Annotated in this window: 17 protein-coding genes and 1 tRNA gene; 9 read left to right on the forward strand and 9 right to left on the reverse strand. The window is 68.6% G+C overall.

Features of this window, described 5'->3' with window-relative positions:
- Positions 1–151 precede the first annotated feature (151 nt).
- The gene (locus ACVPT3_RS11785) at positions 152–715 is read left to right on the forward strand and encodes a lipocalin family protein (protein WP_492041071.1); all 564 of its coding nucleotides are present in this window, start codon (positions 152–154) and stop codon (positions 713–715) included.
- A gap of 40 nt (positions 716–755) precedes the next feature.
- Here the strand turns inward: ACVPT3_RS11785 and ACVPT3_RS11790 are convergent, their stop codons facing one another.
- Entirely contained in the window at positions 756–1343 is a 588-nt protein-coding gene (locus ACVPT3_RS11790) for a hypothetical protein (protein WP_492041072.1), read from the reverse strand.
- A gap of 322 nt (positions 1344–1665) precedes the next feature.
- On the opposite strand from ACVPT3_RS11790, the gene ACVPT3_RS11795 reads away from it, so the two are divergent.
- The 6 genes from ACVPT3_RS11795 (at position 1666) to ACVPT3_RS11820 (ending at position 7745) form a co-directional block, all read left to right on the forward strand.
- Positions 1666–3465 (forward strand): long-chain-acyl-CoA synthetase, encoded by a 1800-nt coding sequence (locus tag ACVPT3_RS11795; RefSeq protein ID WP_492041073.1) that lies wholly within the window; start codon positions 1666–1668, stop codon positions 3463–3465.
- Positions 3466–3551: 86 nt separating this feature from the next.
- Positions 3552–4418, forward strand: a complete 867-nt coding sequence (gene motA, locus ACVPT3_RS11800; protein WP_492041074.1) for a flagellar motor stator protein MotA — start codon at positions 3552–3554, stop codon at positions 4416–4418.
- Positions 4419–4567: 149 nt separating this feature from the next.
- Entirely contained in the window at positions 4568–4891 is a 324-nt protein-coding gene (locus ACVPT3_RS11805; protein ID WP_492041075.1) for a hypothetical protein, read from the forward strand.
- Between the two features lie 82 nt (positions 4892–4973).
- Complete coding sequence (gene mnmC2, locus ACVPT3_RS11810) at positions 4974–6746, forward strand: tRNA (5-methylaminomethyl-2-thiouridine)(34)-methyltransferase MnmC2 (protein WP_492041076.1); 1773 nt, start codon at positions 4974–4976, stop codon at positions 6744–6746.
- A 66-nt stretch (positions 6747–6812) separates the two neighbouring features.
- The gene (locus tag ACVPT3_RS11815) at positions 6813–7232 is read left to right on the forward strand and encodes a hypothetical protein (protein ID WP_492041077.1); all 420 of its coding nucleotides are present in this window, start codon (positions 6813–6815) and stop codon (positions 7230–7232) included.
- Between the two features lie 69 nt (positions 7233–7301).
- Positions 7302–7745 carry a hypothetical protein gene (locus ACVPT3_RS11820; protein ID WP_492041078.1) on the forward strand — a complete coding sequence of 148 codons (444 nt, stop codon included), beginning with the start codon at positions 7302–7304 and terminating at the stop codon, positions 7743–7745.
- A gap of 68 nt (positions 7746–7813) precedes the next feature.
- On the opposite strand, the gene ACVPT3_RS11825 is transcribed toward ACVPT3_RS11820, so the two are convergent.
- Genes ACVPT3_RS11825 through ACVPT3_RS11835 form a run of 3 tightly spaced genes read right to left on the reverse strand, consistent with a single transcriptional unit; the run spans position 7814 to position 12483 of the window.
- Positions 7814–8938 carry an osmoprotectant NAGGN system M42 family peptidase gene (locus ACVPT3_RS11825; RefSeq protein WP_492041079.1) on the reverse strand — a complete coding sequence of 375 codons (1125 nt, stop codon included), beginning with the start codon at positions 8936–8938 and terminating at the stop codon, positions 7814–7816.
- Between the two features lie 10 nt (positions 8939–8948).
- The gene (ngg, locus tag ACVPT3_RS11830) at positions 8949–10718 is read right to left on the reverse strand and encodes an N-acetylglutaminylglutamine synthetase (RefSeq protein ID WP_492041080.1); all 1770 of its coding nucleotides are present in this window, start codon (positions 10716–10718) and stop codon (positions 8949–8951) included.
- Positions 10708–12483, reverse strand: a complete 1776-nt coding sequence (locus ACVPT3_RS11835) for an N-acetylglutaminylglutamine amidotransferase (protein WP_492041081.1) — start codon at positions 12481–12483, stop codon at positions 10708–10710. Before ACVPT3_RS11835 ends, ngg begins: the two co-directional genes overlap by 11 nt.
- 64 nt (positions 12484–12547) lie before the next feature.
- Here ACVPT3_RS11835 and ACVPT3_RS11840 point away from each other — a divergent pair, with 64 nt between their 5' ends.
- A complete protein-coding gene (locus tag ACVPT3_RS11840) occupies positions 12548–13024 on the forward strand; it encodes a MarR family winged helix-turn-helix transcriptional regulator (RefSeq protein ID WP_492041082.1) in 477 nt (158 codons plus the stop codon).
- Between the two features lie 24 nt (positions 13025–13048).
- On the opposite strand, the gene ACVPT3_RS11845 is transcribed toward ACVPT3_RS11840, so the two are convergent.
- Positions 13049–13882, reverse strand: a complete 834-nt coding sequence (locus ACVPT3_RS11845; protein WP_492041083.1) for a hypothetical protein — start codon at positions 13880–13882, stop codon at positions 13049–13051.
- A gap of 88 nt (positions 13883–13970) precedes the next feature.
- Here ACVPT3_RS11845 and ACVPT3_RS11850 point away from each other — a divergent pair, with 88 nt between their 5' ends.
- Positions 13971–15380, forward strand: coding sequence for an SLC13 family permease (locus tag ACVPT3_RS11850; RefSeq protein WP_492041084.1), 1410 nt, complete (start codon positions 13971–13973; stop codon positions 15378–15380).
- A 17-nt stretch (positions 15381–15397) separates the two neighbouring features.
- Here ACVPT3_RS11850 and ACVPT3_RS11855 read toward each other — a convergent pair.
- The 4 genes from ACVPT3_RS11855 to ACVPT3_RS11870 all read right to left on the reverse strand — a co-directional run bounded on the left by ACVPT3_RS11855 (position 15398) and on the right by ACVPT3_RS11870 (position 18418).
- A tRNA-Leu gene (locus tag ACVPT3_RS11855) sits at positions 15398–15484 on the reverse strand.
- Between the two features lie 48 nt (positions 15485–15532).
- Complete coding sequence (locus tag ACVPT3_RS11860; protein ID WP_492041085.1) at positions 15533–16975, reverse strand: M20/M25/M40 family metallo-hydrolase; 1443 nt, start codon at positions 16973–16975, stop codon at positions 15533–15535.
- Positions 16976–17017: 42 nt separating this feature from the next.
- Complete coding sequence (locus tag ACVPT3_RS11865; protein WP_492041086.1) at positions 17018–17257, reverse strand: DUF3297 family protein; 240 nt, start codon at positions 17255–17257, stop codon at positions 17018–17020.
- Positions 17258–17557: 300 nt separating this feature from the next.
- Entirely contained in the window at positions 17558–18418 is an 861-nt protein-coding gene (locus ACVPT3_RS11870) for a MotE family protein (RefSeq protein ID WP_492041087.1), read from the reverse strand.
- Positions 18419–18420: the final 2 nt, after the last annotated feature.

The following is an 18420-nucleotide window of genomic DNA, read 5'->3' on the forward strand; positions in this document are numbered from 1 at the left end:
AGCGCTGACGTAAAACGATACTGTGCAATGGGTCGCAAGCGATTGATACTGGTGGTCGCTGTGAGATTTTGGAGACGGGCGCCATCGTGCCGCACTTGGGTGACGGAACCTTGGCCGCGTGTTGCGCCTTGATGGCAAGAATAGAAAGCCGATGTCCGCGATGAAATCCACGACCGCCGCCCTGGCGCTGTCCGCCGGCCTGCTCGCCTCGCTTTCGGGCTGCGTCACCGCGCCGTCGCCGTCCGAATATCGGGCGCCCCAGCCGACCAAGGCGATAGATCTGGAGCGGCTGTGGTCGGGGCGTTGGCTGGAGATCGCCCGCCTGCCCGACCGGTTGACGGACGGCTGCGTGGCGGGAGCGTCGATCTACACCCCGGTCGGCGGCGACCGCATCGACGTGCGCGACACCTGTCAGGTCGGTTCGCCGCAAGGAAAGGAGAAGGCCATCGAAGGCGGGGGGCGTATCCTGGATCCTGGCATGAACGCCAAGCTCCGGGTCCGCTATCTGCACGGCCTGGTCACCTGGGACTACTGGGTGCTGGACCGGGCCGACGACTACAGCTGGTTCATATCGGCGGACCCGACGTTCGAGCGGCTGTTCATCTATACGCGGGAAGTCCCCAGCGACGCCGAGGTCCAGGCCCTCACCGACAGGGCGCGCGCCCTGGGCTATGATGTCAGCCGGCTGGAGTATCCGGCCCAGCCCGCTCGATAGGCGAAAGGCCCCGACGATGCGTCGGGGCCGTCCTGGTCGGTCAGCTCAGAGGCTGGACCGCGATGGCGGGAGCCGGCGCCTGAACGGGGGCCTCCACCGGCGCGGTCTGGATCGCCGGCGCGGCCGGGGTTGCGCTCGCCGAAGAAGGCGAAGCGCTGTAGGCGCGCGGTCCTGTCGGTTCGGCCGGGGTTTCGGCGCGCGAGGCCGGCGGCTGGGTCGTGACCGGCGCAGCGCGGCGCGGGGCGGCCTGTTCCGTACGGGCTGCGGGGGCCGAAGGCGCAGCGCGGACCGGGCTCGCCTGCACGGGGGCCGCAGCCGTCGCGGGCGTAGCCTGGATCAGGGGGGCCGGGGTCGGCGCAACCGCGTCAAGCGCCGACGGCGCGACCTGGCGCGTCTCAACGGGAGCCTGGGCCGAAGGCGACGGCGCGGTCTCGCCGCCGCCCATCACCAGAGCCGCAGCCGTGCCGATCACGGCGAGCGCCCCGATCGGCGCGATGATCATCCAGGTCCGGACCGGCTTTTTCTTGCGGCGGGTCTGGGCGTAACGGGGAATGAAGACGCCATCGGCTGCGTCGACGCTATCGGTCGAGGCGATGGCGGGATTGGTCTGTGCATAGGTCATAGACATGAGGTGTCCTCCATAACATCGGTCGGAAAACACCGTCTTGTCCCACCCGTTCCGGCAGGACTCGAATGACCTTCAAGAAATACCGAACCGGCCGCAGATGGGGCCTGATCCGCACCTTTTACGGGGCGAAACCGATCAATTAAGGCGGGAAAAGCACGCGCCGCCTCTGGATTTCCCCGACGTCACCGGAACAAATGAGACACGTCTTCCGGCGATCACGACTGTTTCTCTGGCGTTTGCCCGCCTCGCGGTTGACCGGATAGCCCCCCTTCGTTCATCACGAGGATGGGTGGAACACGCAGAGACCGGAGTATCGGCGAGCATGGGTTTGGTAGCCAATATCCGCAGGGACGTGCGCTTCGCTCGCGGCCTGTTCCGCCTGTTGAAGCGCATCAAGCCCATCGAGCTGGATAGCGACATCCTATTGTGCGACGACATCGAAGAGGCCGTCGACAGATTCCCCGACAACGTCGCGGTGGAGGACGAACGGCGCAGCCTGACCTATCGCGACCTGGACGCCATGGCCAACCGCTATGCGCACTGGGCCAAGGGCCGGGGCCTGAACCGCGGCGACACGATCGCCCTGATGATGACGAACCGGGTCGAATATCTGGCGGCCTGGATCGGCTTTTCCAAGGTCGGCATCGCCAGCGCCCTGATCAACACCAATCTCAGCGGCCAGGGCCTCGCCCACTGTCTGGCGATCTCCAACGCCTTCCAGGTCGTGGCGGACGAGGACTGCTGGCGCCAGGTCGAGGATGCGCGTCCGCTCGTCAGCCATAGCCTGATGCTGTGGGTCCTGGGCCTGAAGGACGAGGACGAGACCAGCGACCGACGCGGCCTGGACAAGCCCGTGCGCGGCGCCTCCTCCGTCCGTCCTGCCCGGTCGGTCCGCGAGGGTCTGACCAACCGCGACACCGCGCTGTATATCTACACCTCGGGCACCACCGGCCTGCCCAAGGCGGCCCGAATCCCCCATTCGCGCGCCCGGACCTATATGCGCGCCTTCGCCGGCGCTACCCGTTCGACGCCCAAGGACCGGATCTTCAACGTCCTGCCGCTGTATCATTCGACCGGGGGACTGGTCGGGGTCGGCGCCGCCCTGCTGAACGGGGCGCGGCTGGTCGTGCGCAAGCGTTTCTCCGCCACCAGCTTCTGGCCCGACGTCGTCGCGTCCGGCGCGACCATGTTCGTCTATATCGGCGAGCTGTGCCGCTATCTGGTGAACTGCCCGCCCCAGGCCTATGAGCAGAAGCACAAGCTGCGGCTGGCCTTCGGCAACGGCCTGCGCGCCGACGTCTGGCCCGAGTTCCAGAGCCGGTTCGCCATTCCCGACGTGCTGGAGTTCTACGGCTCGACCGAGGGCAATGTCTCGCTGTTCAACTTCGACGGCAAACAGGGCGCCATCGGCCGCGTGCCCAGCTATCTGAAGAAACAGATCAACATCCGTCTGGTCCAGTTCGACGTCGACAGCGAACAACCCATCCGCGGGACCGACGGACTATGCCGCCTGGCCCGCGTCGGCGAGGTCGGCGAGGCCATCGGCGAGATCGGCAACGACATCCGCCACGACTTCTCGGGCTATGCCGACAAGGCCGCGTCGCAGAAGAAGATTCTGACCGACGTCTTCAAGAAGGGCGACCGCTGGTTCCGCACCGGCGATCTGATGAAACAGGACGCGGAGGGCTATTTCTACTTCGTCGACCGGATGGGCGACACCTTCCGCTGGAAGGGCGAGAACGTGTCGACGTCCGAGGTCGAGCAGGTGCTGATGACCGCGCCTGGCGTCGCCGAGGCCATCGTCTATGGGGTGCCGGTGCCGGGACAGGACGGCAAGGCGGGCATGGCGGCGCTGGTGCTGGACGACAAGTTCGACGCCAAACGTCTGGCCGACCATATCGAGGGCAAGCTGCCAGCATACGCCCAGCCGGTCTTCCTGCGCCTGATCGAGGCGGCCGAGACCACCGGCACGTTCAAATACCGCAAGGCCGACCTGGTCGCGGACGGTTTCGATCCGGAAAAGGCCGGGACCGCACTCTATGTGCGCGGGGGCAAGGCCGGCTACCAGAAACTGACCGCAGCGTCGCGCGCCGCCATCCTGAACGGCGAAGGCCGCCTCTGAAACAAGATAAGACGGCGTTCGCGAAACGCCGTCTTAATCATTAAAGGCCCATCCTTGAGCCCTCTCGGGTCAGGATTTCGCGTCACATGTTCCAGATCATCGGCATTGTGCTGCTGTTCGGTCTCGTCTTCGGCAGCTACGCCATTTCTGGGGGCAAGTTCGAAGTCATCCTCCACGCCGCGCCTCATGAACTGATGGCGATCGGCGGCGCGGGCATCGCAGCCTTCCTGATTTCCAACTCGATAACGGTGGTCAAGGGATCGATGGCGGGCCTGGGCAAGACCTTCGCCGGGCCGAAGTGGAAGAAGCAGGACTACAAGGATCTGTTGTCCTTGCTGTTCCAGCTGACCAAGACGATGAAGTCCAAAGGCGTCGTCGCTCTGGAAAGCCACATCGAAAAGCCCAAGGAATCGACGATCTTCCAGAAGTACCCCAAGGTCCTGAAGGACCATTTCGCCGTCGACTTCATCTGCGACACCCTGCGGATGATGACGATGAACCTGGAGGATCCGCATCAGGTCGAGGACGCGATGGAGAAGCAGCTCGAGAAGCACCACCACGAGCATCTCGACAACGCCCACGCCTTGCAGAACCTGGCTGACGCCCTGCCGGCCCTGGGCATTGTCGCCGCCGTGCTGGGCGTTATCAAGACCATGGGCTCGATCACCGAACCTCCGGAGATCCTGGGCGGCATGATCGGCGGCGCCCTGGTCGGCACCTTCATGGGCGTGTTCATGGCCTATGGGCTGGTGGGCCCCTTCGCCGCCCGCCTGACCTCGATCATCAATGAGGAAGCGGCCTACTACAAGATGATCCAGTCGGTGCTGATCGCCCACCTGCACGGCAACGCCGCCCAGATTTCGGTGGAGATCGGCCGGGGCGACATTCCGTCCGCTTCACAGCCCTCGTTCGCCGAAATGGAAGAGGTGCTCAACAACATCGGCAACGACTGACGCCGGCGGGCGACCGGAACACCGGGTCCGCCCAATGGTTTGACAGCCTGCCCGCCCGATCCCGATCCGCCTTGCTCAGGGGTTCGCGGCGACGGTATCGTTGAAGGCGAGGCTCGACCCTCGCGAAAAGAAGCATCCGGAGGATTCTCATGCGCATCACCGCCCTCGCCGCCCTCGCCACCGCCGCTCTTGTCTTCGCGGCCTGCTCCAAGGCGCCGGAGGAAAAGGCTCACGAGGCCGCCAGCGACGCTGTCGAGGCCGCAGGCACCGCCGCCGAAGCCGCCCTGACCGCCGACCAGGCCGCCGCCGAGGCCGCCGCCGCCGCCAATGAAGCCGCCCAGGACGCCAACGCCGCGACGGCCTCCGCCGCCGCCGAGGAGACCCATGGCGGGACCGATACGACCCACGCCGCGGCGACCGCCGCTCCGGCAGCAGCCCCGGCTGCAGCTCCGGCCCACGACAGCGGCCACTGAGGCTCCGCGCCATTGAACGGGCCGCCCCGCATCGGGTGCGGCCTTTTTTCCTATGGGCGGCCAAGGTGCTAGAGCGCCCAGGATGATCGACGACACCTCCCCGCAGCTGACCTGGACCGAGGAGGGCGAGCCGCGCTCGGGACGGTTCGGCGATGTCTATTTCTCGCGCGACGACGGTCTAGCCGAGACGCGCGCGGTGTTTCTGGACGGCTGCGGCCTGCCCGACGCCTGGGCCGGACGCCGCCGGTTCAGCGTGGCGGAACTGGGCTTCGGCACCGGGCTGAACATCGCCGCCCTGCTGACCCTGTGGCGCGAGACCCGGCCCGAAGGCGGGCGGCTGAACATCTTCTCGATCGAAGGCTTCCCGCTCGCTGCGGACGAGGCCCGTCGCGCCCTGGGGGCCTGGCCCGAACTGGCCGAGGCGGCGCAGGCCCTGACCGACGCCTGGCCGGCGCCCACGCCGGGCTTTCATCGTCTCGATCTGCCCGGATTCCACGCCGTCCTCGACCTTGCCATCGGCGACGCCGCCTGGGCGCTGGACCAGTGGTCGGGGCCGGCCGACGCCTGGTTCCTGGACGGTTTCTCGCCCGCACTGAACCCCGCCATGTGGTCCGACCCCGTGATGGACCGGATCGCCGCCCTTTCGGCGCCGGACGCCCGGGTCGCCACCTTCACCGTGGCCGGGGCGGTTCGACGCGGCCTGTCCGAGCGCAGCTTCGTCGTCGAGAAGAAGCCGGGCCATGGCCGCAAGCGCGAACGGCTGGAGGCGCGGCTGAACGGTGCGAGAGGCCCGGACGCCCGGCCGACGGTCGCGGTGATCGGGGCCGGGATCGCCGGCGCCGCCGTCGCGCGCGCCCTGGTCGCCTCGGGGATGGCGCCCGTGGTGCTGGAGGCGGATCGGCCCGGCGCCGGTGGATCGGGCTTTCCCGCCGGCCTGGCGACCCCGCGACTGGACGCCGGAGATCCGGCCATCGCCGGCCTGTACGCCCAGGCGCTGGAACGGGCGCGCGATCTGTACGACTCCACGCCCGACGCGGTGCTGGGCCAGGGCGTCCTGCAACTGCCCCATGCGCCGCGAGACACGGCCCGCTTCGGCAAGATCGCCGATCAGCCGCTGTGGCGTGACGGGGCCATGTCGATCGTGGACGCCCGGACGGCGTCCGAACGCATGGGAGAGGTGTCAACCGTCGGCGGGCTGATGATGGCCGACGCGCGGGTGATCCAACCTGCCGCCATCCTGAAGGCCTGGCTCGAGGGTGTGGAAATCCTCACGGCCGAGGCGACGCAGATCGAACGGGTCGATCAGGACTGGATCGTACGGGGCCCGGGCGGCCAGATGCTGGCTCGGGTCGACGCCGTGGTGGTCGCGGCCGGCTGGGGCGCGGCCGGCCTGCTGCCGGACGGAGCCGGCCTTTCGCCGGTGCGGGGTCAGGCCGACTGGTGCGAAAGGCCCTCGATCCCCGGCCTGGCCTGGGGCGGCTATGTCGCCCCCACCGTCGCCGGCTTCCTGTACGGCGCGACCCATGTAAGGGGCGACGTCGCCCTGGAGCCGCGCGATGCGGAGAGCGCCCAGAACCTCGACACCCTGCGCGCCCGCCTGCCCCGGCTCGCCGAACGGGCCGAGGCCGGCGAGCGTCGCCGGCGGGTCGCCATCCGCGCCACGACCCCCGACCGCCTGCCCCTGGCCGGACAGCGGGCCGACGGGATCTATCTGCTGTCCGGCCTGGGCTCGCGCGGTTTCTGCGCAGCGCCGCTGCTGGGTGAACATATCGCTGCGCTTGTCGCCGGCGCGCCCTCGCCTCTGCCCAAGGCGCTCGCGGCGCGGGTCGAGCCGGACAGGCTGTCTCAGGCGTGAACGGTGTTCATCCAGCGTTCAGATACAGGAATCTCTAATCACCCCGCTCACAAAGGGGAAATTTCCATGCGCCGCCTTCCGACTGTCGCCACGCTTGCCTCCATTCTGACCGCCACGTCCATGGCTGCCTGCGCTCCCGTCGCCGACACGTCCGCCGGGACCGGTGAGGCCCGGGCCGAGGCCCGCTGCTTCCGGACCGACAGCGTACGCAACTTCCGCACCGAAGGATCGACCAACCTCTATATCCGTTCGCTGCGCGACGACGTCTTCCACATCAACACCGCCGGCGGTTGCTGGGATCTCGATTCGGCGACCTCCATCGCGGTACTGCCGACCGGAGGCGGATCCGACACGGTCTGCGTCGGCGATCCTGTCCGGATTCTCGTGCCGGGCGCTTCCCCCGGCCATGGCGCCTGTCGCGCCCTGGTGACCAAATCCCTGAACGCCGAAGAGGTCGCGGCCCTGCCTGATCGCGTGCGCCCCTGACACGGGCAGGAAGGGCTTGAAATCGGGCGATCACGGGTATCAAATCCTCTCCCTCTAGGGGAGGATCACATGCGCGGAATCGCCAAACTCACACTCATCAGCCTCGCCGTCCTGGCGGCGGCCACGCCTGCGGCGGCGGAAACCTGGACGCAGTTTTCCGCCAGCGACCGCATCATCTATCTGGTGGACCAGGACACCCTGACGCCCGTCGAAGGCATAGCCGCCACCCGTTTCGCCCGCGTCCCGGCTCAAGGCGATGCGAGCGACCTGAGCCATGAGGTTGAAGAACTGTCGGTCCGGTGTTCGGACGGCCATTCTCGCACCACTGCGACCATCGTCTATGGTCCGGACGGCGCCACGGGGGAACGGATGGCGGAGACCGCCGATTGGGACTCCACCCCGTCGGGCGGCATCTATGGCGGGATCAAGTCCTACGTCTGCGATAACATGCGTCCTCGGGCCGAGTCCTTTCCGACCATCTCAGCCTTCATCGCCGCCGGACGTGGCGGCTGATCGCATTCGCGTCCGGAACCGGGCCCAGACATCCGCGCCGGTGATCCCAAGGGGCGGCGGCCCGTCGTTCAGTCGGGCTGATCGTCGATCGGCTGATGGGTGAAGCCCTTGGCGCTGCTCATCGGCTTGGCGTCGCGTACGATCTCCACGTCGCTTTCAGCATAGGCGATCAACAGGCGCGTCAGGTCCTCGAGGGCGCTTTCGTGGATCCGCTCATAGCCGTGGCTGGCGTCGACGCCGAAGGTGATCAGGGCGGTCCGGATATCCGCGCCCGACTCCAGCGCCGAGGCCGAGTCCGAGCGGTAGTAGCGGAAGACGTCCTTCTGGTGCGGAATCTCGTGATCGCGCGCCAGCTGGACCAGTTTGCGCGACAGGTGCCAGTCGAACGGGCCGGTCTGGTCGGCCATGGCGATGGTGACCCCGAACTCCGAAGAATTCTGGCCCGGCGCCGTCGTGCCGTTGTCGACCGTGACCATGGCCGCCACGTCGGGCACCAGAACCGAAGAGGCCCCCAACCCCACCTCCTCGGCGATGGTGAATAGCCACCAAGTGTCGACGGTCGGGGTCCGGCCTTCGCGGATCATGCATTCCAGCGCGGCCAGCAAGGTGGCGCACCCCGCCTTGTCGTCCAGGTGGCGCGAGACGATAAAACCGGTGTCCATGAACTCCGGCTGGGGGTCGATGGCGACGATGTCGCCGACGTCCACGCCTAGGGCCAGGGTGTCGTCCCGCCCGTGGGTCACGGCGTCGATCCTCAGTTCGACCTGGGCCCAGTTGACGGGCTGGGTGTCCACCTCCTCATTGAAGGTGTGGCCGGACGCCTTCAAGGGCAGGATGGTGCCCCGCCAGGCGCCACCTTCGGAGAAGACCGTTGCGCGCGCGCCCTCGGCGAAACGCGACGACCAGTGGCCGATGGCCACCAGCTCCAGCCGGCCGTTCGCCTTGACCTGCTTGACCTGGGCGCCGAGCGTGTCGACGTGGGCGACGACGGCGCGGGCCGGCCGGGCGTCGCGTCCGGACAGGCGTGCGCGAATGGCGCCGCGACGGGTCATCTCGTAGTCGAGGCCCAGCCGCTCCAGCTCCCGGCACAGCATCCAGACCGCCTCGTCGGTATAGCCGGTCGGGCTGGGCGTGTTCAGCAGATCGGCCAACCGGGCCTTCAGATAATCGAGGTCTATCGCGGGACGGGCCAAGCGGCCTCCTTCAGGCTTCGGATCGGGGAGCGGTCCGCGCCGAGGTCGGGGCGGACAGGGGGAACAGCAGGTCGATGAAACGCTCGGCCGTCGGCTGCGGTTCGTGATTCGCCAGGCCGGGGCGCTCATTGGCCTCGATGAAGGCGTAGTCGGGCTCGCGCGGCGACTTCACCATCAGGTCTATGCCGGTGACCGGGATGTCGATGGCGCGCGCGGCGGCGATGGCGGCGCGGATCAGGGTCGGGTGTACCTCCTCCGTCACATCATGGATGGTGCCGCCCAGGTGCAGGTTGGCCGCCTTGCGCACCAGCACCTCCGCCCCCTCCGGCGCCACGTCGTCCAGTCGATAACCGGCCTCGGCCAGCGTCCGCTCGGTCTCGCCGTCGACAGGAATGGTCGATTCCCCGCCGGTGGCGGCGGCGCGGCGACGGCTCTGGTGTTCGATCAGGGCGCGCAGGCTGGTGCGTCCGTCGCCGATGACGCGCGGCGGACGACGCAGGGCGCAGGCCACGACCTTGTAGTCGATCACCACCAGACGCAGATCCTCGCCGTGGACCTGTTCCTCGATCAGCACCTCCGAACAGATGCGGCGCGCGCGGACCAGGGCCGTCTGCACCTCGTTCATCGTCGTCAGACCGACGGCGACGCCCTGCCCCTGTTCGCCCCGCGCGGGCTTGACCACCAGGGCGCCGAACCGCTCCAGCGCCGCGTCTATCGCCGTCGGACTGTCGACATCGATCCGCTCGGGCACACGCACCCCGGCACCCTCGACGATGCGCCGCGTCATCCGCTTGTCGTCGCAGATGCTGAGCGCCACGGCCGAAGTCAGCTCCGACAGGCTCTCGCGGCACCGCACCGACCGGCCGCCCCAGTTCAGACGGAACAGTCCGCCCTCGGCGTCGATGATCTCGGTATGGATGCCGCGCCGCCGCGCCTCATTGACGATGATCCGGGCATAGGGGTTCAAGTCGTGGTCGTCGGTCGGTCCGACGAACAGGGCCTCATTGATCGGGTTCTTGCGCTTGACCCCGAAGAAGGACACGCGGCGAAATCCCAGCTTCTCGTACAGGGCGATGGCCTGGTCGTTGTCGTGCATGACCGACAGGTCCATGTGGGCCAGGCCTTGCGTCTTGAAATGCTCGGCCAGCCGCCGGACCAGGGCTTCGCCGACGCCCGGCTGGGTCGCCTGGGGATCGACGGCCAGACACCACAGCGACGAACCGCATTCGGGATCGTCGAAGGCGCGGGCGTGATTGACCCCGGTCACCGTGCCGATCACCGCCCCGGTCGTCGTATCCTCGGCGACGAAATAGGTCAGGGTCCGGTCGTCCCGGTGCGACCAGAAGAAGTCCGGCGGGACCGGCACCATCTTGCGCTTGGCGTAGATGTCGTTGACCGCCTGGGCGTCCATTTCCGACGTCATGCGGCGGACGGTGAACCCCCGCGGCTGACGAGGGCTGGCGCGATAGGTGGCCAAGTCCAACCGATAGGTGTGCGACGGGTCCAGGAACAGTTCCTGCGGCGCCTGGGCCAGCAGGACGTGGGGATTGCGGACATAGAAGGCGATGTCGCGCCGATCCGGTCCCTCGGCGCGCAAGGCCTCGACCAGGGGTTCCGCCGAGGCGAAGGTCTGGGCGAACAGCAGACGGCCCCAGCCGCAGTCCAGCACGGCGTCCGGCGTCGGCCCCTCGCCCGCCTGCACCGGCGGCTTAAGCCCCTCGTGCCGCAGCCGCTTCAGGCGGTGGGCCTTGGGGCGCGTCGGGCGAGTGTCAGACCCCATGCTGTTGCATCCACATCTCGAGCACGGCGACCTGCCATAGCTCGGATCCACGCAGCGGCGTGATATGTTCGGTCGGATTGGCGAACAGGGTGTCCAGATAGCCCCTGTCGAACAGGCCGCGATCGCGCGCCGCCTGATTGGTCAGGGCTTCGCGCACCATCTCCAGATACGGGCCCTGGATGTATTTCAGCGCGGGGACGGGGAAATACCCCTTCTTACGGTCGATCACCTCGGACGGGATTACCAGACGCGCCGCCTCCTTCAGCACCCCCTTCCCGCCCTGGGCCAGCTTGTGCTCCGGCGGGATCCGGCCGGCCAGCTCGACCAGTTCGTGGTCGAGGAAGGGCACGCGCGCCTCCAGACCCCAGGCCATGGTCATGTTGTCGACCCGCTTCACCGGGTCGTCGACCAGCATCACCTGGCTGTCCAGACGCAGCGCCTGATCGACCGGCGTCGCGGCGCGGCCTTGCGCGAAATGGGCCTCGACCAGGGCGCGGCTGACGTCGGTGTCGGCCATGTATGCGCCGTTCAACTGGGTCTTCAGCGTCGCATGGCTGCGGTCGAAGAAGGCCTTGGCGTAGGTCTCGACCGGGTCGGTCGCCTCCAGCATCGGCGGGTACCAGTGATAGCCGGCGAACACCTCGTCCGCCCCCTGGCCCGACTGCACCACCTTGATATGTTTCGAGACTTCCTGGCTCAGCAGATAGAAGCCGACATTGTCGTAAGACACCATCGGCTCCGACATGGCCCCGATGGTCCCCGGCAGGGCCTCCATCAGCCGCTGGTGCGGCACGAAGATCTGATGGTGTTTGGTCCCATAGTGTTTGGCGATCAGGTCGGAATAGACAAACTCGTCGCCCTTCTCGCCATTGGCCTCTTCGAAGCCGACGGAGAAGGTCATCAGATCCTTCTGCCCCAGTTCGGCCAGCAGGCCGACGATCAGGCTGGAATCCACCCCGCCCGACAGCAGCACGCCCACCGGCACGTCCGCGACCATGCGGCGCTTCACCGCCTCGCGCAGACTGTCCAGCACCCGGTCGCGCCAGTCCTCGGCCGTCAGGTCGGCGTCCTCGGCATGGCGGGTCATGTCCGGCTGCCAGTACAGCCGGTCCTTGGCCGTCCCGTCCGCCTCGATCACCCGGATGGTCGCCGGCGGAAACTTCTTCACGCCCTTCAGGATGGTGTGCGGCGGCGGCACCACGGCGTGGAAGGTCATGTAGTGGTGCAGGCCGACCGGATCGATGGTCTTGTCCACGTCGCCCGCCGCCAGCAGAGCCGGCAGGGTCGAGGCGAACCTCAGCCGTTTGCCCTGTTCGGCCAGATACAGCGGCTTGATGCCGAACCTGTCGCGGGCGATCACGGTGCGGCCCGTGTCCCGCTCATGCAGGACGAAGGCGAACATGCCCTTGAACCGGTCGACGCAGGCCTCGCCCCAGGCCTTCCAGGCCTTGATGATGACCTCGGTGTCGCCGTGCGAGAAGAAGCGGAAGCCCAGCCCCTGAAGTTCTTCCCGCAATTCTGGGTAGTTATAGATGCAGCCGTTGAAGGCCAGGGTCACGCCCAGGTCGGCGTCGACCATCGGCTGCTGCGCCGCCTCGGACAGGTCAATGATCTTCAGCCGGCGGTGCCCCAGCCCCACCGGGCCGCGCATCACTATGCCGGACCCGTCCGGTCCACGGGGCGAGAGCGCATCCGTCATGCGTTGGACAGCGCCGGCGTCGGCCGGCCGTCCATCGAAATTGATCTCGCCGCTCAGACCGCACATGGGTCCTCCTTGAATTGTGGAAGCAGCGTGTACAAATGGTTAGTGTGCGAAAGAGTTCAACCCGATGAGCGAGATTTCTCCTGACCAGCCGGGCGACCTGTCCACGTCCCTGCTCCGTTCGGTGCGGCGGATCGCCCAGGCGATTGATGTTCGCTCGCGTGAGATCGCCCGGCTGACGGGCCTGACCCTGCCGCAAATGCTTGTCCTGCAGTCGATCCGCGCCCTAGGCGAGGTCAGCACCAGCGCCATCTCGCGTGACGCCTCCATGTCGGCCCCGACCGTGGTGGCCGTGCTGGACAAGCTGGAGGCTAAGGGGATGGTCGTCCGCTATCGCTCCACCGTGGATCGCCGCGTCGTGCACGCCCGTCTAACCGACGAAGGGCGGCGGGCCCTGGCGGCCGCGCCGGGTCTGCTGGGCGAGGATTTCACTTCCCGCTTCGACGGTCTGGCTCAGGCGGACCGCGAGATCATGGCGGCGGCGGCCGATCGTCTGGCGACCATTATGTCGGTGCGGACGCCGCCGAACGGCGACATCTTCTGAACCGGCGCCGGTCGGCTGTCAGGCTTATCCCGGGCGCCACTCGCTCAGCGTGCGGCTGCTTGAGTCCTCGAAGGCCACACGATCGAGCTGTACCGCGCCGATACAGACCGGCCTCTGGTCGGGACTGGCCGCGCGGCAACGGATGGCGCGACCATTGGCGAACGCAGTCATCCGCCCCTCCAGGACCAGGCGATAGCCGTCGGCCGGCGGAGCTGGCGGCTGATCGCCTTCGCCGCGCACCGTGAACATATAGGCCCGCCCGTTGCGGCGGCCCAGCCGCGACCCGTCTTCTTCGAAGACGGCGGCCAGACCAACGGTCTGGGGCGACGGCGGGACCGGCCCGCTCGCCAGGGGATCGCCAGAAGCGCCAGGGCAGCCCTCAGCCCGCAGCCAGGGTCGAGGCAACCAGAAGCCTTCGGCCGCCTCCCAGCTATCGGCGCCGCCGGCGAGCAGTGAGGACTCCGTCCAGTCGCCCGGCGCCAAGGTCAGGTTCAGACCCTGGCGGCGCTCGCCCCACGACCAGGCGGCCAGGCCGTCGCCCGGCGTCGTCTCTGCGGGCGGGGGCGTCGGTCCGCTGCAGCCGAAGGCTTGGCGGATGACGAATCGGCGCCCGGCCAGGCCGCCGCCGCCGGGGTCCTTGCCGGCCGCATAGGCCGAAGCCGCGATGTCCATGGCCTGAAGCAGACCCGCACGGTCAAGAACGGGCGCAGGCCCGACCACGACCGGGGGCGTGTCTTCGACGACCGGATCAGGGCGCGGCGGCGTCTGGGCGTCCTCGCGCTGACATCCGGCGAGCAGGAGAATGGACGCCGCCAGCGCGACGACCGACGGGCGAGGCGACACGGTCGGTTCCAACATGGAGACACCCTAGCATGGGGTTCCCGCATTTGGGGGGTCCCCTCCGAAAAAGGTTGACGAAAGCGACGAGGAGCGGTCTGCAAGCCGCATGACCTTCGACCAGATCGCCGCCCTGGCAGTGCTCATCGGCGTGGTCGGCGTGCTGATCCACGGCAAGGCCCGCGCGGACGTCGTCGCCCTGACGGGGGCCGCCGTACTGCTGCTGCTCGGCGTGGTGCGGCCCGTCGAGGTGCAGGGCGCCTTCGCCAGTCCCGCCGTCATCGCCCTGGCCGGCCTGTTCGTCATCGCCTACGCCGTCGAACTGTCGGGCCTGCTGGGCCTGCTCATCCGCCAGGCCACGCGGCTGGCGGCGCGGGTGGGGGCCACCGGGATCTGGATCGTCATCGGCCTGTGCGGCGCGGTCGGGGGCTTCTTGAACAATACGCCGGTCGTCGTGCTGGCGGCGCCGGTGATCCGCGACGTGGCCCAGTCGCTGCGCCTGTCGCCGAAACGCTTTCTGATGCCGCTCAGCCACGTGACCGTGATGGGCGGCCTGCTGACCCTGATCGGCACCTCGACCAATCTCCTGGTCAACGACATGGCGCGCAATGCGGGCCAGCCGGTGTTCGGCCTGTTCGAGATCACCCCCGTGGGCCTGTTCATCGCCGTCGTCGGCGGCCTGTGGCTGTATTTCGTCGGCGCCCGGCAACTGGGCAAGTCGGTGTCAAAGGACGAGGCGGAGCGCGCCCGCCTGGCCGAGATGGAGGCGGCGCGACGCCGACCGGCGGCAGAGGCGGCGAAACGGCGCCTGCGGCTCATTCCCTTCGGCCTGCCCCGCCTGGGCGAATCCCGCAACCAGTCGGACGGGTCGGGCGACGCCCATCTCGGCGACGTCGAACTGTACGGCGCGGCCGACCGGCCCTTCCGGCTGAGGCCCGCGATGATGTCGCTCGCCGTCTTCGTCCTGGTCATCGCCTCCGCGGGCCTCGGCTGGGCCCCCATCGCGGCCTCGGCCTTCGCCGGCGCCGTCGCCCTGATCCTGTTGCGGGTCATCACCCCGGAAGAGGCCTATGCCGGGCTGAGGCCCGAAATCCTGCTGCTGATCGCCGGCATGGTGGTGGTGGGCACGGCGATCGAGGTGACCGGCCTGGCCTCGGCCGGCGCCGACCGGCTGATCGACGTCATCCGGCCCATGGGGCCGCTCGGGGCCCTGATCGTCCTGTACGGCGTAACCCTGTTCGCGACCGAACTGCTGTCGAACGCCACGGTGGCGGTTCTGATCACCCCGATCGCCGTGGCCCTGGCCGAGAGCCTGGGCGTGGATCCCCGCCCCTTCCTGGTCGCCGTCATGATGGCCGCCTCGGCCGCCTTCGCCACGCCGTTCGGCTACCAGACCAATGTGCTGGTCTTCAACATGGCGGGCTACAGCTATATGGACTTCGTTCGCGTCGGCCTGCCGCTGAACCTGATCACCTGGTGCGCGGCCATGGTGGCGATCCCGATCTTCTTCCCGTTCTGAGGCATGCGACGGCCTCTTGGTGCGGGCGGCCGGGATCGAACCGGCAAGGACTTTCGTCCGGCAGATTTTAAGTCTGCTGCGTCTACCAGTTTCGCCACGCCCGCGAGCCGGTCCGGCTCTATAGCCAGAACCGGACGGCGGGGCCAAGCCGCTCAGTGCGCGGGCGCGGCCTGAGCCGTGGATCGCATGGCGCGGAAGTCGACGTCGGAATTGGCGATCAGCCAGACCAGGCCCGCCCAGGCGGCGACGTTCTGGTTCAGTTGCGCCGGGTCGATCTTGTCCAGGGTGTCGTTGGCGGTGTGGTGCAGGTCGAAATAGCGGGTCCCATCCTGCGCCAGGCCGAAGAAGGGCACGCCCAGCGGGCCCATCGGTCCGACATCGACGCCGCCCTCGGTCTCGACGCGATCGGACGCCAGCACGCCGATCGGATAGAGGACGCGCGTCGCGGCCTTCTGGAAGTCCGATCCCTGGGCCCCCGCCGGCAGCCGCAGGGCGTAGACCCGGTCGGCGCCGAAATCGCTCTCGCCGGCGATGACGTGCTGGTCCAGGGCGGCGCCCTGGTTGCGGGCGTAGACGCCGCCGCCGTTGCCGGTCTCGGGAGTCGGCTGGGCCACCTCCTCCGAACCGTAGAAGATCACGCGGAGGGTGCGCGCGGGGCGACGCCCGCTGTCGGCGATGGCCTTGGCCGCCGCGACCGTGATGGCGCCGCCGGCTCCATCGTCGATGGCGCCGGTGCCCAGGTCCCAGCTGTCCATGTGCGAGCCCAGCACGATGATCTCGTCCGGCCGGGTCGCGCCGGGCAGGTCGCCGATGACATTCTGGCTGTGGGTCTCATAGGTGTGGGCGGTCGAGGTCAGGCGCATCCGGATCGGCTCGCCCAGCGCGATCAGACGGCTGACCTGATCGGCGTCCGGGGCCGACAGGGCGAAGGACGGAACGGTCGGCTTGCCGTCGACATAGCGGGTGGTGCCGGTGTGCGGCATCCGATCCTCGTCCGATCCCACCGAGCGCATGACGAAGGCCGCCGCGCCCTTGGCCGCCGCCACGCCCGGCCCCGCCCCGCGCACGCGCGTCTGGGGACCATAGCCGGACCCGTCCTGCATCGGGTGCATCTGGCCCAGGTCGATATATACGATCTTGCCGCGCACGGCCGCGTCAGACGCGGCCTGCAGATCCTCCATCGAGGCGAACCGCACCACCTCGGCCTCCACGCCGCCGCGCGGCGTCGCCGGTGAATGGCCCAGGGCGGCGGCGACCAGGGCCTGGGCGTGGTCGCCGACAATGGCGGCCGAGCTCTCGCCCCGGTCCCAGCCGATCAGGGGGAATTGTTCGATGCGGACGTTCTGGAAACCGTGCGCGCGCAGATAGTCGGCGGCCCAGGCGGCGGCGTCCTGCTCGGACCGGGAACCCGCCGGCCGGGCGCCGAACCGCGTCGTCAGCTGGGTGACGTAATCGAGCGCGATATTCGACCGCATCGCCGCGTCGCGGACGGCGATCGCCTGCTCCACCACCGCCGCATCCTGGGCCTTGGCCTCGGGCGTCAGGGCGACGAGACCGAGCGCCAGCGCGCTCGCGGTCAGCAGACGAAGGGACATTGGCGCGACTCCAGACTCGGAAAGTCCCGACCCTAGAAAGACTCAGCCGTTCTGGAAATAGGGCTCGACCACGCCCTGCAGCTTGACCGTCAGGGCCTTGCCCTTGCGATCGACGCGATTGCCCAGCGACAGGCGCACCCAGCCCTCGGAAACGCAGTATTCCTCGACATTGGTCTTTTCCTCGCCCTTGAAGCGAATGCCGACGCCGCGTTGCAGCACGTCCGCATCGTGGAAGGGGCTGGACGGATCGACGGAGAGGCGGTCGGGGGGCGTGTCGGACATGATCGTTCGGCGGCTCGGATAGCGGGAAGGCGCGGTGATAGCCGCGCCCGGCCCCGATGCCAACCGAAACCGCCGATCAGAAGCTCAGGCTTCGCTGCACCATCAGGGCCGCGACCGCCAGCGGCGCGGCGATCATGCCCAGGATCAGGATGCGCCGAAGACGGTGCGCCATATAAAGAAGTTCGCCGACCACGGCGTATCATCCTCTGTGCCTCGCCCCTTGGATGGAGCGTGAGGCGATGATGCGCTGGAATGGTTATTATATTGGCGTATCGCCGCTACGGAAAAATCCGGATGCGACTACTGCACCGTCTGGCGCGGCTCGTCCTTGGCGGGGGTCGATGGCTGATAGGGCGCGGGGCCGGCGGCGGCCGGCGGGGTGGCCGCCGGACGGCGTGCGGGCCGGCGCGCGGCCGGACGCGGCGTCTGACGCGGCTGAACCGCGGGCGTGGGCTGGGGCGCAGCCACAGCCGCCGGGGCGGCGGCCTGTTCTGCGACCGGCGCGGCCGGCGGCGGCGTCGCTTCGGCGGCGGCGGCGCGGGCGGCCATCTGCTGGGCCTGGAAGCGCGCCGCGAGCTTTTCGGTCAGTTCCTTGGCCTGGGCCGGCGTCATCTGGGCCATGATGGCGGCCAGGGTGCGCGGCCGCATGGCGGCGGCGACCGGCAGGCGGACCCGGTCCTCCAGCGTGGCCAGGACCGGCGCGGCCTCCTTGGGCCGCATGGCGGAATAGACCTGGACCAGACGGTCGATCTCGGCCTTCTCGCGCTCGTCGACCTGGCCCAGCATCTGTTTCATCTCGGCCTTCAGCGCCTCCAGCGCCTTGACCTTCGCATCGAGTTTCTGCTCGGCGGCGACCATCAGCGGCAGGGTGGTGGCGAAGTCCTGGTCTCGGGCGTCCAGCTCGGTGCGGCGCTGCGACAGCGACTGGATGATCTTGAGCTCGGCGGGGGAAATCCCGGCCTGTTGCGCCAGTTGTTCCGGCGACAGGGCGCAGGTGCCCGGCAGGGCCGGCTTGGCCGGCGCCCCGGCCGCAGCGGGGGCCTCCTCGGCCCAGGCCTTGGCGCCCTCGAACAGGCCGGGCGCCACGCCGACGGCGCGCACCGCGACGACGCCGCCGATGGCGACGGCGATCAGGGGCAGGATACGGGGTATGCGGGCCATGG

The sequence above is a fragment of the Brevundimonas sp. FV1ps31S genome (assembly GCF_058681265.1).